The 16823-nt window shown below is 56.0% G+C and carries 8 protein-coding genes, 2 tRNA genes and 4 rRNA genes; 9 read left to right on the forward strand and 5 right to left on the reverse strand.

From position 1 onward, the window contains the following. Window positions 1-293: 293 nt before the first annotated feature. From BB029_RS23580 to BB029_RS23610, 7 genes are all read left to right on the forward strand, one after another. Window positions 294-1830, forward strand: a 16S ribosomal RNA gene (locus tag BB029_RS23580). Window positions 1831-1913: 83 nt separating this feature from the next. After that, a tRNA-Ile gene (locus BB029_RS23585) sits at window positions 1914-1990 on the forward strand. 30 nt (window positions 1991-2020) lie between these two features. Further along, window positions 2021-2096: transfer RNA gene (locus BB029_RS23590), tRNA-Ala, on the forward strand. Window positions 2097-2345: 249 nt separating this feature from the next. After that, window positions 2346-5237 (forward strand): 23S ribosomal RNA (locus BB029_RS23595). 152 nt (window positions 5238-5389) lie between these two features. Further along, window positions 5390-5505, forward strand: a 5S ribosomal RNA gene (rrf, locus tag BB029_RS23600). 109 nt (window positions 5506-5614) lie between these two features. Further along, window positions 5615-5730, forward strand: a 5S ribosomal RNA gene (gene rrf / locus BB029_RS23605). Together the 16S, 23S and 5S rRNA genes with 2 tRNA genes alongside form the textbook arrangement of a ribosomal RNA operon. A gap of 377 nt (window positions 5731-6107) precedes the next feature. Then, complete coding sequence (locus BB029_RS23610; protein ID WP_027608051.1) at window positions 6108-7988, forward strand: methyl-accepting chemotaxis protein; 1881 nt, start codon at window positions 6108-6110, stop codon at window positions 7986-7988. A 38-nt stretch (window positions 7989-8026) separates the two neighbouring features. Here BB029_RS23610 and BB029_RS23615 read toward each other — a convergent pair whose 3' ends face one another. The 5 genes from BB029_RS23615 to BB029_RS23635 form a co-directional block, all read right to left on the reverse strand. Next, window positions 8027-8491, reverse strand: coding sequence for an SRPBCC family protein (locus BB029_RS23615; protein WP_065940988.1), 465 nt, complete (start codon window positions 8489-8491; stop codon window positions 8027-8029). Between the two features lie 19 nt (window positions 8492-8510). Beyond that, complete coding sequence (locus tag BB029_RS23620) at window positions 8511-11888, reverse strand: amino acid adenylation domain-containing protein (protein ID WP_065940989.1); 3378 nt, start codon at window positions 11886-11888, stop codon at window positions 8511-8513. After that, a complete protein-coding gene (locus tag BB029_RS23625) occupies window positions 11885-12823 on the reverse strand; it encodes a diiron oxygenase (protein ID WP_065940990.1) in 939 nt (312 codons plus the stop codon). The genes BB029_RS23620 and BB029_RS23625 overlap by 4 nt, the downstream gene beginning before the upstream one ends. After that, the gene (locus BB029_RS23630; RefSeq protein ID WP_065940991.1) at window positions 12820-13578 is read right to left on the reverse strand and encodes a DUF3050 domain-containing protein; all 759 of its coding nucleotides are present in this window, start codon (window positions 13576-13578) and stop codon (window positions 12820-12822) included. The genes BB029_RS23625 and BB029_RS23630 overlap by 4 nt, the downstream gene beginning before the upstream one ends. Before the next feature lie 337 nt (window positions 13579-13915). Further along, window positions 13916-14623 (reverse strand): GntR family transcriptional regulator, encoded by a 708-nt coding sequence (locus BB029_RS23635; RefSeq protein ID WP_065940992.1) that lies wholly within the window; start codon window positions 14621-14623, stop codon window positions 13916-13918. Between the two features lie 265 nt (window positions 14624-14888). Between BB029_RS23635 and BB029_RS23640 the strand changes: the two genes are divergently transcribed. Together BB029_RS23640 and BB029_RS23645 are read left to right on the forward strand one after the other, a co-directional pair. Then, window positions 14889-15782 carry a TauD/TfdA family dioxygenase gene (locus tag BB029_RS23640; protein WP_065940993.1) on the forward strand — a complete coding sequence of 298 codons (894 nt, stop codon included), beginning with the start codon at window positions 14889-14891 and terminating at the stop codon, window positions 15780-15782. Between the two features lie 14 nt (window positions 15783-15796). After that, entirely contained in the window at window positions 15797-16822 is a 1026-nt protein-coding gene (locus BB029_RS23645; RefSeq protein WP_065940994.1) for an ABC transporter substrate-binding protein, read from the forward strand. The last annotated feature ends 1 nt before the right edge of the window (window position 16823 follow it).

The following is a 16823-nucleotide window of genomic DNA, read 5'->3' on the forward strand; positions in this document are numbered from 1 at the left end:
ACGAGAGATCGCAAGCGCAAGTGGTTGAAGTTGTTGAAGAAATCTTCGAAAGCTTCTGAAAATAATCACTTGACAGCAAATGAGGCTGCTGTAGAATGCGCGCCTCGGTTGAGACGAAAGCTCTTAACCAACCGCTCTTTAACAACTGAATCAAGCAATTCGTGTGGGTGCTTGTGGAGTCAGACTGATAGTCAACAAGATTATCAGCATCACAAGTTACTCCGCGAGAAATCAAAGAATAACCAACGATTGCTGAGCCAAGTTTAGGGTTTCTTAAAAACCCAAAGATGTTTGAACTGAAGAGTTTGATCATGGCTCAGATTGAACGCTGGCGGCAGGCCTAACACATGCAAGTCGAGCGGTAGAGAGAAGCTTGCTTCTCTTGAGAGCGGCGGACGGGTGAGTAATGCCTAGGAATCTGCCTGGTAGTGGGGGATAACGTTCGGAAACGGACGCTAATACCGCATACGTCCTACGGGAGAAAGCAGGGGACCTTCGGGCCTTGCGCTATCAGATGAGCCTAGGTCGGATTAGCTAGTTGGTGGGGTAATGGCTCACCAAGGCGACGATCCGTAACTGGTCTGAGAGGATGATCAGTCACACTGGAACTGAGACACGGTCCAGACTCCTACGGGAGGCAGCAGTGGGGAATATTGGACAATGGGCGAAAGCCTGATCCAGCCATGCCGCGTGTGTGAAGAAGGTCTTCGGATTGTAAAGCACTTTAAGTTGGGAGGAAGGGCCATTACCTAATACGTGATGGTTTTGACGTTACCGACAGAATAAGCACCGGCTAACTCTGTGCCAGCAGCCGCGGTAATACAGAGGGTGCAAGCGTTAATCGGAATTACTGGGCGTAAAGCGCGCGTAGGTGGTTTGTTAAGTTGGATGTGAAATCCCCGGGCTCAACCTGGGAACTGCATTCAAAACTGACTGACTAGAGTATGGTAGAGGGTGGTGGAATTTCCTGTGTAGCGGTGAAATGCGTAGATATAGGAAGGAACACCAGTGGCGAAGGCGACCACCTGGACTGATACTGACACTGAGGTGCGAAAGCGTGGGGAGCAAACAGGATTAGATACCCTGGTAGTCCACGCCGTAAACGATGTCAACTAGCCGTTGGGAGCCTTGAGCTCTTAGTGGCGCAGCTAACGCATTAAGTTGACCGCCTGGGGAGTACGGCCGCAAGGTTAAAACTCAAATGAATTGACGGGGGCCCGCACAAGCGGTGGAGCATGTGGTTTAATTCGAAGCAACGCGAAGAACCTTACCAGGCCTTGACATCCAATGAACTTTCCAGAGATGGATTGGTGCCTTCGGGAACATTGAGACAGGTGCTGCATGGCTGTCGTCAGCTCGTGTCGTGAGATGTTGGGTTAAGTCCCGTAACGAGCGCAACCCTTGTCCTTAGTTACCAGCACGTCATGGTGGGCACTCTAAGGAGACTGCCGGTGACAAACCGGAGGAAGGTGGGGATGACGTCAAGTCATCATGGCCCTTACGGCCTGGGCTACACACGTGCTACAATGGTCGGTACAGAGGGTTGCCAAGCCGCGAGGTGGAGCTAATCCCAGAAAACCGATCGTAGTCCGGATCGCAGTCTGCAACTCGACTGCGTGAAGTCGGAATCGCTAGTAATCGCGAATCAGAATGTCGCGGTGAATACGTTCCCGGGCCTTGTACACACCGCCCGTCACACCATGGGAGTGGGTTGCACCAGAAGTAGCTAGTCTAACCTTCGGGAGGACGGTTACCACGGTGTGATTCATGACTGGGGTGAAGTCGTAACAAGGTAGCCGTAGGGGAACCTGCGGCTGGATCACCTCCTTAATCGACGACATCAGCTGCTCCATAAGTTCCCACACGAATTGCTTGATTCATTGAAGAAGACGATAAAGAAGCAGCCCGAAATTGGGTCTGTAGCTCAGTTGGTTAGAGCGCACCCCTGATAAGGGTGAGGTCGGCAGTTCGAATCTGCCCAGACCCACCAATTTTGTGTGGGAAACGCCTGTAGAAATACGGGGCCATAGCTCAGCTGGGAGAGCGCCTGCCTTGCACGCAGGAGGTCAACGGTTCGATCCCGTTTGGCTCCACCACTACTGCTTCTGCGTTATGAAAGCTTAGAAATGAGCATTCCATCAGTATGATGGTGAATGTTGATTTCTAGTCTTTGATTAGATCGTTCTTTAAAAATTTGGGTATGTGATAGAAAGATAGACTGAACGTTACTTTCACTGGTAACGGATCAGGCTAAGGTAAAATTTGTGAGTGGCTCTTAATTGAGTATGATCGAATTTTCGGCGAATGTCGTCTTCACAGTATAACCAGATTGCTTGGGGTTATATGGTCAAGTGAAGAAGCGCATACGGTGGATGCCTTGGCAGTCAGAGGCGATGAAAGACGTGGTAGCCTGCGAAAAGCTTCGGGGAGTCGGCAAACAGACTTTGATCCGGAGATGTCTGAATGGGGGAACCCAGCCATCATAAGATGGTTATCTTGTACTGAATACATAGGTGCAAGAGGCGAACCAGGGGAACTGAAACATCTAAGTACCCTGAGGAAAAGAAATCAACCGAGATTCCCTTAGTAGTGGCGAGCGAACGGGGACTAGCCCTTAAGTGGCTTTGAGATTAGCGGAACGCTCTGGAAAGTGCGGCCATAGTGGGTGATAGCCCTGTACGCGAAAATCTCTTAGTCATGAAATCGAGTAGGACGGAGCACGAGAAACTTTGTCTGAATATGGGGGGACCATCCTCCAAGGCTAAATACTACTGACTGACCGATAGTGAACTAGTACCGTGAGGGAAAGGCGAAAAGAACCCCGGAGAGGGGAGTGAAATAGATCCTGAAACCGTATGCGTACAAGCAGTGGGAGCCCACTTTGTTGGGTGACTGCGTACCTTTTGTATAATGGGTCAGCGACTTATTTTCAGTGGCGAGCTTAACCGAATAGGGGAGGCGTAGCGAAAGCGAGTCTTAATAGGGCGTCTAGTCGCTGGGAATAGACCCGAAACCGGGCGATCTATCCATGGGCAGGTTGAAGGTTGGGTAACACTAACTGGAGGACCGAACCGACTACCGTTGAAAAGTTAGCGGATGACCTGTGGATCGGAGTGAAAGGCTAATCAAGCTCGGAGATAGCTGGTTCTCCTCGAAAGCTATTTAGGTAGCGCCTCATGTATCACTGTAGGGGGTAGAGCACTGTTTCGGCTAGGGGGTCATCCCGACTTACCAAACCGATGCAAACTCCGAATACCTACAAGTGCCGAGCATGGGAGACACACGGCGGGTGCTAACGTCCGTCGTGAAAAGGGAAACAACCCAGACCGTCAGCTAAGGTCCCAAAGTTATGGTTAAGTGGGAAACGATGTGGGAAGGCTTAGACAGCTAGGAGGTTGGCTTAGAAGCAGCCACCCTTTAAAGAAAGCGTAATAGCTCACTAGTCGAGTCGGCCTGCGCGGAAGATGTAACGGGGCTCAAACCATACACCGAAGCTACGGGTATCACGTAAGTGATGCGGTAGAGGAGCGTTCTGTAAGCCTGTGAAGGTGAGTTGAGAAGCTTGCTGGAGGTATCAGAAGTGCGAATGCTGACATGAGTAACGATAATGGGTGTGAAAAACACCCACGCCGAAAGACCAAGGTTTCCTGCGCAACGTTAATCGACGCAGGGTTAGTCGGTCCCTAAGGCGAGGCTGAAAAGCGTAGTCGATGGAAAACAGGTTAATATTCCTGTACTTCTGGTTATTGCGATGGAGGGACGGAGAAGGCTAGGCCAGCTTGGCGTTGGTTGTCCAAGTTTAAGGTGGTAGGCTGGAATCTTAGGTAAATCCGGGATTCTAAGGCCGAGAGCTGATGACGAGTTAACTTTTAGTTAACGAAGTGGTTGATGCCATGCTTCCAAGAAAAGCTTCTAAGCTTCAGGTAACCAGGAACCGTACCCCAAACCGACACAGGTGGTTGGGTAGAGAATACCAAGGCGCTTGAGAGAACTCGGGTGAAGGAACTAGGCAAAATGGCACCGTAACTTCGGGAGAAGGTGCGCCGGTGAGGGTGAAGGACTTGCTCCGTAAGCCCATGCCGGTCGAAGATACCAGGCCGCTGCGACTGTTTATTAAAAACACAGCACTCTGCAAACACGAAAGTGGACGTATAGGGTGTGACGCCTGCCCGGTGCCGGAAGGTTAATTGATGGGGTTAGCTAACGCGAAGCTCTTGATCGAAGCCCCGGTAAACGGCGGCCGTAACTATAACGGTCCTAAGGTAGCGAAATTCCTTGTCGGGTAAGTTCCGACCTGCACGAATGGCGTAACGATGGCGGCGCTGTCTCCACCCGAGACTCAGTGAAATTGAAATCGCTGTGAAGATGCAGTGTATCCGCGGCTAGACGGAAAGACCCCGTGAACCTTTACTATAGCTTTGCACTGGACTTTGAATTTGCTTGTGTAGGATAGGTGGGAGGCTTTGAAGCGTGGACGCCAGTCTGCGTGGAGCCAACCTTGAAATACCACCCTGGCAACTTTGAGGTTCTAACTCAGGTCCGTTATCCGGATCGAGGACAGTGTATGGTGGGTAGTTTGACTGGGGCGGTCTCCTCCTAAAGAGTAACGGAGGAGTACGAAGGTGCGCTCAGACCGGTCGGAAATCGGTCGTAGAGTATAAAGGCAAAAGCGCGCTTGACTGCGAGACAGACACGTCGAGCAGGTACGAAAGTAGGTCTTAGTGATCCGGTGGTTCTGTATGGAAGGGCCATCGCTCAACGGATAAAAGGTACTCCGGGGATAACAGGCTGATACCGCCCAAGAGTTCATATCGACGGCGGTGTTTGGCACCTCGATGTCGGCTCATCACATCCTGGGGCTGAAGCCGGTCCCAAGGGTATGGCTGTTCGCCATTTAAAGTGGTACGCGAGCTGGGTTTAGAACGTCGTGAGACAGTTCGGTCCCTATCTGCCGTGGACGTTTGAGATTTGAGAGGGGCTGCTCCTAGTACGAGAGGACCGGAGTGGACGAACCTCTGGTGTTCCGGTTGTCACGCCAGTGGCATTGCCGGGTAGCTATGTTCGGAATAGATAACCGCTGAAAGCATCTAAGCGGGAAACTAGCCTCAAGATGAGATCTCACTGGGACCTTGAGTCCCCTGAAGGGCCGTCGAAGACTACGACGTTGATAGGTTGGGTGTGTAAGCGCTGTGAGGCGTTGAGCTAACCAATACTAATTGCCCGTGAGGCTTGACCATATAACACCCAAGCAATTTGCGTCGAAAGGCCAGATTGCGGTGTGTGAAGACGCAATGAACCGAAAGTTCGAGATTTCACAAAACACCGACAGCTGTCACATACCCAATTTGCTGAAGCGAGGCCCGCTGGCCACGACTCAGTACCCGAATTTCTTGACGACCATAGAGCATTGGAACCACCTGATCCCATCCCGAACTCAGCAGTGAAACGATGCATCGCCGATGGTAGTGTGGGGTTTCCCCATGTGAGAGTAGGTCATCGTCAAGATTAAATTCCGAAACCCCTGTTTGCTAACGCAGACAGGGGTTTCGTTTATGTAGAAGTCCATGAATTTTATCGGCACGTTGCTAAAGCAACGCTCCGGTACACAGAATTTCTTGACGACCATAGAGCATTGGAACCACCTGATCCCATCCCGAACTCAGCAGTGAAACGATGCATCGCCGATGGTAGTGTGGGGTTTCCCCATGTGAGAGTAGGTCATCGTCAAGATTAAATTCCAGAACCCCTGTCTGCTTATGCAGACAGGGGTTTTGTCGTTTAGAGGGTTTATGAACTCTGTAAGCGAACAGCAACTACGCCTACCCAACTCCCAAATCATGTTCATGGCACTGATCTGCTTTAAGAGCACGACACAGGTAGTAGGAAAGAATTTTTTACTTTTAAATCTTGTACGACAACCTTTGGTCGGTTTCCAACGTAAAAGGGCAATTCATCCCACAATTTTCTAAGCTTTCCTCCCGCTTGGCCGAAAGCCTGATGAGCCATGCGTGCACCGAAATAGAGCGGCTCGAGACGCCGCCTATACCGTTACATGGAATGTTCCTCTCGGCACGCTCACCCCCATTTGGCAAAAAGAAGTCGATGAAATGAATCTCAAATTCAGTCATAAAATTCTGTTGGCCGCGTCAGGCGTTGTGGTTCTGGCCTTCGCGTTATTCACGCTTTACAACGATTACCTGCAGCGCAGCACCATCAAACAGAATCTGGAGTCGTCTATCCAGCAGTCCGGTGAGCTCACCGCGAGTAGTGTGCAGAACTGGCTTAGCGGTCGAATACTGGTGCTCGAAAGTCTGACGCAAAACGTTGCCCATCAGGGTAGTGCTGCTGATCTTCCAGGGTTGGTCGATCAACCGGCGTTCACCTCGAACTTCCAGTTCACCTACGTTGGCCAAACCAACGGTGTGTTCACCCAGCGCCCGGACGCAAAAATGCCTGACGGCTACGACCCTCGTCAGCGTCCTTGGTACAAGCAAGCCGTGGCTGCCGATAAACCCATGCTCACGCCGCCCTATATGGCCGCCGTAGGTGGGCAGATCGTAACTATTGCTATGCCGGTGAAAAAGAACGGCGAGTTGCTCGGCGTGGTCGGCGGAGACCTGAGCCTGCAAACCCTGGTAAAAATCATCAATTCGGTGGACTTCGGCGGCATCGGCCATGCGTTCCTGGTCAGCGGCGACGGCCAAGTCATCGTAAGTCCTGACGAAGACCAGGTGATGAAAAACCTCAAGGACATCTACCCAGGCACTAACGTCCGTATTGAGAAAGTTAATCAGGACGTAGTTCTCAAGGGCCAGGATCGCATCCTGTCGTTCACACCTATCAGTGGCTTGCCCGGTGCAGATTGGTATATCGGCCTGTCGATTGATAAAGACAAAGCCTACGCACCGCTGGGCAAATTCCGTACGTCTGCATTGATCGCCATGCTGATCGCCGTAGTCGCGATTGCCGTGCTCTTGAGTCTGTTGATTCAAGTGTTACTGCGGCCCCTGACCACCATGGGCATTGCCATGCAGGACATTGCCCAAGGTGAGGGCGACCTGACCCGCCGCTTGACGGTCACCAGTAAAGACGAGTTCGGTGAGGTGGGTAGCGCGTTCAACCGGTTCGTGGAGCGTATCCACGCCTCGATTTCCGAAGTGTCTTCTGCAACACGTCAGGTGCATGACCTGTCTCAGCGTGTGATGGCATCATCCAACGCCTCGATCATCGGCTCTGATGAGCAAAGCGCACGCACCAACAGCGTGGCCGCCGCAATCAACGAACTGGGGGCTGCCACCCAGGAAATTGCGCGTAACGCCGCCGATGCTTCACAGCACGCCAGCGGTGCCAGCGAGCAGGCCGATGATGGGCGTAAAGTGGTCGAGCAAACCATCCTGGCAATGTCGGAGCTGTCGCAGAAAATCAGCCTGTCCTGCACTCAGATCGAAACCCTGAACGCCAGCACCGACAATATCGGCCACATCCTTGATGTGATCAAAGGCATCTCCCAGCAAACCAACTTGCTGGCACTGAACGCTGCGATTGAAGCAGCACGTGCCGGGGAAGCTGGACGTGGGTTTGCCGTGGTCGCCGACGAGGTGCGTAACCTGGCTCACCGTACCCAGGAGTCGGCTGAGGAGATTCATAAAATGATCACTTCGCTGCAAGTGGGGTCGCGTGAAGCAGTGACCACCATGAATGCCAGCCAGACCTCCAGTGAGGAAAGTGTCCAGGTGGCCAACCAGGCCGGTGAGCGCCTGGTCAGCGTAACGCAGAGAATTGTCGAGATCGACGGCATGAACCAGTCCGTCGCTGCGGCCACCGAGGAACAAACTGCCGTGGTGGAAACCCTCAACGTCGATATCAACCAGATCAACCTGCTGAACCAGCAGGGCGTGACCAACCTCAACGAGACCCTGAAAGACTGTGATGCGTTGTCGCAACAGGCCAATCGGTTGAAGCAGCTGGTCGACAGCTTCAAGATCTGAGCCGCTGAGTGTACGAGTAGGAGCGAGCCCTTTCGCTCCTACTGCTTACCCAGCAAGCGGCGAACATTGTCCAGCGCGCTGTCTGCGAAGCCTTGCACAAACTGCTCAAATCCTTCCTGTGCCGTCTCCAGGGGGTCGGCAATGATGGTCCAGGTTACCTTGGAGCAGTGTGCTCCAAGCGCTTCCACTTTGATTGCGGCCCACAACCTGGCCACGCCCAGGGTGTTGTAGATCGTGGTCCAGGTCATGTGCATCGCTTGCTCATCCCGGCTATTGAGTTGTTCTACGACGCGGTTGCCATCGCGGAAAAATTTCGTGCGTAAAGCGCCCACTCCGGTGCCGATCATTTCGATATGCGTCAAGGAAGGGATGAACGCATCGAAGCCTGCAAACTGCCCCACCATGTTCCATAGACGATTGGCATGGCAGTCGATCACCACAGAGGACACTATCGGCTGGCCGTTCGGGTTATGAATTAACGTATCGGGTTGCAGCGGTTTCATGAAGTTGTCCTGAAGCGGTTCAAAGAAAGCCGATGGCCTTGAGGTAGTTGCAGCCTTTACTCAGCAGTGCCGGGTCTTTTTCGGGGTATTGCTCACCCATCTGCTGAACGCCGCGTTGCGCGTTGTGATGGAGGATCATCGAGGTGTCACCGATGTCTTCATCCAGTCGATCAAGGTAAAACCCGAGGACACCAAACATCGCATTGTCCTGGCTTACCGTTCGCAGCGCCTGCTGCCAATGCGCAGTACTTACCCGCTCGAACCGGTGGCCCGCCCGGTTGAATGCATCCAGGTAGTGCTCCCAGCTCAGTGGTTGTGGGTTATGCAGGTTGAATACGCTTCTATCGGCTTGAAAGCGATTGCAGTGGAACGCAATGAAGCGAGCCAGAAAGTCCACGGGCATCAGGTCGAAATTCAGGTCCAACCTCGGCAGCAAGCCCAACTGCAGCGACCCCTTGAGCATCAACATCAGGCGATTCTTTTGTGGCTGGCAGATACCGTTATGGCTGTTGAAGCTGATATTTCCAGGGCGATGGACGTTCACCCAGGCTCCTTGCTCCACTGCACGTCCCAGGACCCGCTCGGCGACCCACTTGGACAGGTTGTAGCCATTTCGGATGTACAGCGGCAGGGTGGCTGCCGCCGGAGCTTCGAGCACATGCCCCGTCGTGCCGATGCTGCTGGCGGCCGACAACGTCGAGACAAAGTTGAAGACTTTCTTGCAGCGGGTTTCGCACAGGCGCAGGCATTCGAATATGGGGTCGACGTTGTCCCTGGTCAGTGAGGCGTAGTCCAGCACGTGGTTGACCCGTGCTGCGTTGTGCACCAGGGCGCCAAAGTCTGTGGCGAGTGCGTCATACGCGTCACCGGCCAAACCCAATCGTGGCAGGCTGACATCGGCGGCGAATACTCGCACCCGGCTCAAGTCCAGATGTTCCAGTTGGTAGTCACGCAACGCCTGGGTAAAACGAGCCATCGCAGGACTCCCCGGCAAGTCACGCACCAGGCAGGCCACCTCGGTGGCACCGGCGTTCAACAACGCCTCGACAATATGGACGCCGACGAAGCTGTTCGCCCCCGTCACGATCACCTTGTGCGGATTGCCTGCGCGGTCCCCTTGCAACGGATTGATTTCCCACTCCCGTTGAGCGTCCATGGCCGCTTGGGCAGAGGATGCGTCTGGCAGTTCACCATCCTCCATCAGCGTTGCGAGCGTACGAATAGTCGGTACTTCAATGAAATGGCTCAACGCGAAACTACGGCCAAATTGCTCGCGAACGCGCAACAACAGCGTCGACAGCAAAATCGAATGGCCGCCCAGTGCAAAGAAGCTTTCATCGATGGGCAACTGGCTGGTGGGCAAGCCCAGCAGCTCACCCCAAAGGTCGCTCAATCGCGCTTGAAGCGGCGTATGTGCGGCGCGGGGAGTGGCCTGCAAAATGGGAAGGAAGGGTCGCAACAGCAGCCCCTTGCGGTCAACTTTGCCGTTGTCGCTGTGCGGAATGGCTGGCAGTTCCACCCAGAAACCAGGTTGCATGTAGTCCGGTAGCCACTGGCGCGCATGCTGCTGCAAGGCCACCAGCGAAGCGTTGGGTTCGGGCTGGGCGACAAAGGCGCAGATCCTGCTTCCATGGTCGATCACCACGGCCAGCTCGCGATACAGCCTGCTGCTGCGCAGGCATTGTTCAATCTCCCGAGGGTCGACCCGAAAGCCGCGGATCTTTACCTGATCGTCGCGACGCCCACCCAGCACAATCCCTTCGGCGGTCCACTGCGCCAAGTCACCGCTGCGGTAGGCCCGCAGCGTTTGGCCGCCCGGCACCAGCAGTTCGACGAACGGGCTGTCAGCCTGCGGCGACGCATTCACATATCCCAGGCTCACTCCGGGCCCGACGATGTACAACTCGCCCATCACCTGCTCATCCACCGGTTGCAGATCGTCATCGAGGATCAGCACCTGGCTATTGGCGATGGGGTAGCCGACATTACGATTATTGTCATCGGGGGTGAACGTCCGGTGCGTAATCAGTACCGTGGTTTCGGTGGGGCCATAGAGGTTGTGCAACTGACACCGTCCCGCCAGCCGCTCGATTACATGGGGTTCGCAGGCATCGCCACCGGTGAGCAGATGCGTCACGCCCAGGGGGGAATCCGGCGGCAGGATGTTGAGCAGCGCAGGCGGCAGGAAGGCATGAGTGACGCGCTGTCGGCGGAGCAGTTCCACCAGTTGCCCAGGGTCGCGTCGCTGTTCCTCACTGGGTACGATCAACTTGGCGCCGGCAATCAGGGCGGGGAAGATTTCGATCAATGACGAGTCGAAACCCAGGGGCGAAAACTGCAGGACGCGGCTCCGTTCATCCAGTGTCATGCAGGACCCGAACCAAGCGGTGAAATGCGCCAGGTTACCTTGGCTGAGCAGCACACCCTTGGGCTGGCCCGTACTGCCCGATGTATAGAGCACCATGCACGGCATATCCGAGCAGGGGCGATCGTGCATCAGCGAGGATGGGGAGTTGGCGTTGTGCGGCTCGACTGTGCTGACATCCAGTGAAATGAAACGCTCCCGTAATGGATGTTGGCCGGCATCCAGCAATACGCGGGCCCCGGCGCTGTCGAGCATGGCCTGATGGCGTTGTGTGGGTTGATCAGGTCCCAGTGGCAGGTACACCGCGCCACTGCCCAGTATGGCAAGAATGCTGGCATACAATTCCACGGATTTTTCCAGGCATACAGCGATCACCGGTGGCGCCTCAAGCGCCTCCAGCAGCGGGCGCAATCGCAGCTGAATCGCCATGGCCTGCAGGTGCAGTTGGCGGTAGGTCACGGTGTGCCCCGCAATGTTCAGCGCCTGCCGGTCGGCGAACAGGTGAAGGCTGGCCTGCACCCGTTCGATCACCGGTACCTGGGCTTCCTGGATCAGGGCAGGGTTTGCCGTACGATTGAATCGATGCATAAATGCCAACGGCTCAAGCTCGTGCAGGCCGTGCTCGGGCCAGTCAGTGGCAATCGCGCGTGTAGACAGAGACTCGGGGTCACGTGAGAAGCCACTGACCAGCAGCGCGATCCAATCCACCAGCGCGGTTGTTGCCTGCCGACGCAATCGCTGGCCGTTGCCACTGGGCTCCTCGGCGATGTCCAGCACGGCGAACAAGCGTCGGCCATGGCCATAGGCGCGCACTTGCAGCGCAGGCAACCCACCGTCGCTCAACGGGCCTATCCCCAGGCGCAGACTTATACAGGTGGTTTCGCCCACGTCATCCGGCAACGGCAGGCTGCCGTCTTCAATCCACAGGTCGGTGGCCTCATGCCCTGAAACATGGCCGTACTGTTCCAGCATTGGCCTGATTTCGCCCAGTGCCTTGCTTGTGCCGCACCAGCCGATGGTCAGGCACCTCATGGCGACACCGACAGGTAGTCGTTCAGCACTTGTCCCACGCTCGGCGTTTGCAGCACGCCGCTGTGTTGCAGGAAGCCCATGATATTGGCCATCAACGGGTGCTGGCGGGTGATGGGGAACGCCAGCGCTGATATTTCATCGCGCAGCACACCGCGCAGGCGCTCGTTGATGTCCAGGTGTTCGATCAGGTGCAGGTCGAAGTTTTTCTGCAGGTCGTTGGTCAGGTAATGTGCCAGGAATGTCGGCAGTACGTGAGCGATGCTGTCACGGTCCTCCGGGCTCGCGGCTTGCCAGTAGATGCGCACCAGTCGCGTCCAGAACTGCGCGTGGCGACCTTCGTCAAACAGGTGGTCGTCCATCAAGCCTCGTATGGAGGCCTTGACACTGAGGTCCTTGGAAAACGCTGCGACATCGTGGGTCACGGTGTTTTCGGCGATGGCTACGCCAATCAGCTCCACAGCATCGCTCAGGTGTTCCGGAGCTTGCGCCTGCGCCGCCGGCAGCGCGCGACTCAGTTCGATATGCCCGGGCAGGTCAATCGGTTGTATGCCCGTCATTGCGACAGTCTGTTGCATGAAATCCAGGGCCACCAAGGCGTGGTAGTCCTCGTCTACCACAACCGTCATCGCATCAACGCGACAGGCAAGCGGGAAGGGCACCGAGAAGCGATTCTTGGCAATGCTGCGCGCGGTCTTGTCGACGATTTCGGTTTCGAAAATCACCACATCGTGGATGAACTTATAGAAGCTTTGCACCAGCACGAAGTCGCGCCATTGCGAGCAATGTTCCATGAAGGTCGCGTTGAGTACCAAGGGCTGACGGCACAGTGGGTAGATCAGCTTGTCGTCGTCTTCCAACAGGCGACGAGGACGGGTTCGGATGGTGGCGCGGCGTTCCCAGTCGTCGGCGATGGTGGTGTAGCCGGCGGTATTCATGGGTACACCTCGTGCAGCGCGGCGCGCACCTCGTCCCAGAACGTGATACGGCTTTCGACGGCGGCAAGGGCTGCGTCATGGGCCTGTTGCGGATAAGCCGGGTCTGCACCCACCAGGCGTTCGAGCAGTTCTTCAGCTGCTGGCCCGTGATGTTCAGTGTCCAACTCGATGTGGCGCCTGAAGTAGCCACACAAGGCCGGTGCCTGGCGATGGATGAGCGTATCGGGCTGCAGGAGGTGTTCGAACATACTTGGGATGACACGCTCACGCCCATGAAGGAATGCGGCTGCTACGCAATGGGTAGGGGCTTGCAGCGCAATGTGCAGCGTGTCGCTGACGAAGCGCGCGGCCCCAGCAGGAACATCGGCCATGCGCAGGGCTGTGCTTGCTTCCACCTCCTGGTGCAGCAGTGCAATGAAACGGTGTATCGCCGAGGTGCTGGCGCCGACTTCGACCATGGCTTCCAGGTACCACTCGAAGTGGCTGCAATGGCCTTGCCTGGGGTGTGAGTCTGATTCTTCGCCCAGCACAATCTCATTGATCAGGCGTGCAGCTTGCGGGTCGGCCGGTGGCAGCCAGGGTAGGCGAGTGCAGGTCAGGTCCTGCTGCAGGCGTTTGGTGAGCGTCATGAAGTCCCAGACAGCGAATACATGGTTTTCCATGAACAGTCGTAACTTTTCCAGCGAAGTTATTTCCAGAAATAACGGATGGCTGCACAACAGCCGTTTTCTTTGTTCCAGTAAAGGTGGGTACATAGTTGATGCCTATAAATTATTGCGTCGCCGCTAAAACAACGTTGGGCTTTTGTGTGCCGCAGAAGATGAAAAAGATGTAAACCAGGCTTTGCGCGCACGAGCGCTCACGCAAGTGGGACTGCACGGTCGAATTAAGTGGCTGGTTTAGTGATGAAAGATAATAAGCGGGTTAAACAAGTTGGCCAGTATATGAATGCATTAGATGTTTTTCTAAATAATATAAGCTGTCGGCAACTTACTTTATAAGAGTGGGAAGTTTCTTCTGCGCGGGGCGCTACTTGGCCAGGTAGGGCACCCCGCAGTGCTCGACGGGCAAGCCGAGCGACCTGACGCCTTGTTAAAGCGTCTTCTTTGCGGCGGCGTCGAGATTATCGAGATAGGTTGTGATCACGTCCATCCCGCGCATCAAGTGATTACGCAGCGTCAGGATGCTTTCCTCGACCTTCTTTTGTGTCACCAGGTTCAGCAGTTCACGGTGGTCTTCCTGGGAGGTCTCGCCGAGTCCCATCGCCTCGAGGTTGAAACGCAGGAAGCGCTCCTCCTCATTCAGCCCGTGCTCCACCAGCTTGAGCAGCCGCTGGTTGGGGGCCTTGCCATACAGGGTCATGTGGAACAGGCGATTGAGACGACCAATCTCGGTGTAGTCTTTTTCCTGTTCCAGGGCACAGATGAGCGTGTCTGCCTCGGTGATATCGGCTTCGGTCAGCAAGGGAATCGACAAACGCAGGGCTTCAGACTCCAGCAACATTCGCAGCTCATAGGTCTCAGCCGAATTGTCTTCGATCAACGGTGCAACCACGGCGCCCTTGTGGGTGACCACATGCAGCAGTGACTGCGCCTCCAACTGGCGCAAGGCTTCACGCACCGGCATGCGGCTGACCCCGAACAGGCTGGCCAGCTCCTGCTGACGCATGGCGGTACCGCAGGGCAAGCGGCCATCAAGGATGGCATTGCGCAAGGTTTCTTCAATCACGGAGCGAGCAAGATGGGCAGGAATAGGGCCGGTGATCTTGATGCTGTTCAACGGGTTCGGCTTCTGCGTCACGGTTACGCTATCCTCCTTATTAAAATAGGGTGGCTAATTGGATCCAATGCACACTAGAGGCTGCCCATAGGCTTGTCAAACGGGCCCGGTTTCGGCTTGTAAGCGTTTCAACGTGCGACTCCGGCGGCCCACGCGCGGGTTTTGCCAGGTCTGACACGCCGCTGACGTATTGCGACATTACCGCATATATATATTCCCTAACGGTATTTAAATTACCGTTCTTATGCCTATAAAGTCACTCTCCTGTCTGACCGGGAGTGAACTCATGTCCGCCACCTCTACTGTTCCAACAGCGACCCTTGCCACTCAAACGTTCGAGATTCGACCACTGCCCGGCAGCGTCGGTGCCGAGATTGTCGGCCTGGATTTGTCCCGGCCAGTCAACGACCAGGATTTCGCCCGCATTCATCGCGCGCACCTGGATCACCACGTCGTGGTGTTCCGCGACCAACGCATCACCCCCGAACAACAGATCGCTTTCAGCCGCCGCTTTGGCGTCCTGCAGATCCACGTGCTCAAGCAGTTCCTGCTGGCCAACCACCCGGAGATCCTGATCGTCTCCAACATCATCGAAAACGGCCAATCCATCGGCCTGGGTGACGCAGGCAAATTCTGGCACTCGGACCTGTCCTATAAAGAGCTGCCGAGCTTGGGCTCGATGCTCCACGCCCAGGAGCTGCCGTCCGAAGGCGGCGATACCCTGTTTGCCGACATGCACAAAGCCTGGGACCAACTGCCCGAGCACCTGCGCAAAGCCGTGGAAGGCCGCAGTGCCGCGCACTCTTATACCGCGCGCTACAGCGAAACCAAATTCGAAGGCAACTGGCGCCCGACGTTGACGCCCGAGCAGCTTGCCCAAGTCGCGGAAGTGGTTCACCCCATCGTGCGCACCCACCCGGAAAACGGCCGCAAGGCGCTGTTCGTCAGCGAAGGGTTCACCACCCGCATCGTCGGCCTGCCGGAAGACGAAAGCCGCGACCTGCTGGCCCAGCTCTACGCCCACAGCGTGCTGCCGCACAACATCTACCGCCACCAATGGCAGCCCCACGACCTGGTGTTCTGGGACAACCGCTCGCTGATCCACCTGGCCGCCGGTTGCCCGAGCCATCTGCGCCGCAAGCTGTTTCGCACCACCATCCAGGGCGACGCGCCTTTCTGATTCGGAGCATGACCATGTCCAGGAAAACCCCATTTGCGCGGCTGGCCGCGACCGTCGGCCTCGGTATCAGCCTGTTGGCCGGCAGCCTGCTGGCGCCGACGGCTGCGCAAGCCGAAGGCGAGATCCGCATCGCCGAACAGTTCGGTATCGTCTACCTGCTGCTTAACGTAGTGCGCGACCAGAACCTGATCGAAAAATACGGCAAGCAGGAAGGTCTCGACATCAAGGTCGATTGGACCCAGCTGTCCGGCGGCGCAGCGGTCAACGACGCACTGCTCTCCGGCTCGATCGATATCGCCGGTGCCGGCGTCGGCCCGCTGTTGACCATCTGGGACCGCACCCGTGGCAAGCAGAACGTCAAGGCCGTGGCCTCCCTGGGCAACTTCCCCTACTACCTGGTCAGTAACAATCCCAAGGTCAAGACCATTGCCGACTTCACCGACAAGGACCGTATCGCCGTGCCGGCGGTGGGCGTGTCGGTACAGTCGCGCTTCCTGCAATACGCCGCCGCCAAGCAATGGGGCGACAAGGAATTCAATCGCCTCGACAAGTACACCGTCGCCGTCCCGCACCCGGATGCCACCGCTGCCCTGATCGCCGGCGGCACCGAACTGACCGGGCACTTTTCCAACCCGCCGTTCCAGGACCAGGCCCTGGCCAACCCGAACGTGCATGTGGTGCTGAACACCTACGACCTGCTGGGGCCGAACTCGCCAACGGTGCTGTTCGCCACCGAGAAATTCCGTAACGACAACCCGAAAACCTACAAGGCATTTGTCGAGGCGCTGACCGAAGCCGCGCAATTCGCCCAGAACGATAAAGGCGCGGCGGCCGACACTTACATTCGCGTCACCAAGGCCAAGATCGACCGCGCTGAGTTGCTGAAAATCATCGACAACCCGCAATTCGAATTCAGCGTCACGCCAAAAAACACCTACCCGCTGGCGGAATTCCTCTACCGCGTCGGCGCCATCAAAAACAAGCCTGAATCGTGGAAGGACTACTTCTTCCAGGATGCCAAGCCCCTGCAAGGAAGTTGAG

The sequence above is a fragment of the Pseudomonas sp. S3E12 genome (genome assembly GCF_001702295.1).
Lineage (GTDB): Bacteria > Pseudomonadota > Gammaproteobacteria > Pseudomonadales > Pseudomonadaceae > Aquipseudomonas > Aquipseudomonas marginalis.

What these genes read in the sequence shown, in the direction of transcription:
- BB029_RS23645 (WP_065940994.1), top strand. Translation starts at nt 15,797, where the DNA reads ATGTCCAGGAAAACCCCATTTGCGCGGCTGGCCGCGACCGTCGGCCTC.
- BB029_RS23640 (WP_065940993.1), top strand. Translation starts at nt 14,889, where the DNA reads ATGTCCGCCACCTCTACTGTTCCAACAGCGACCCTTGCCACTCAAACG.
- BB029_RS23625 (WP_065940990.1), bottom strand. Translation starts at nt 12,823, where the DNA reads ATGAATACCGCCGGCTACACCACCATCGCCGACGACTGGGAACGCCGC.
- BB029_RS23610 (WP_027608051.1), top strand. Translation starts at nt 6,108, where the DNA reads ATGAATCTCAAATTCAGTCATAAAATTCTGTTGGCCGCGTCAGGCGTT.
- BB029_RS23630 (WP_065940991.1), bottom strand. Translation starts at nt 13,578, where the DNA reads ATGTACCCACCTTTACTGGAACAAAGAAAACGGCTGTTGTGCAGCCAT.
- BB029_RS23615 (WP_065940988.1), bottom strand. Translation starts at nt 8,491, where the DNA reads ATGAAACCGCTGCAACCCGATACGTTAATTCATAACCCGAACGGCCAG.
- BB029_RS23620 (WP_065940989.1), bottom strand. Translation starts at nt 11,888, where the DNA reads ATGAGGTGCCTGACCATCGGCTGGTGCGGCACAAGCAAGGCACTGGGC.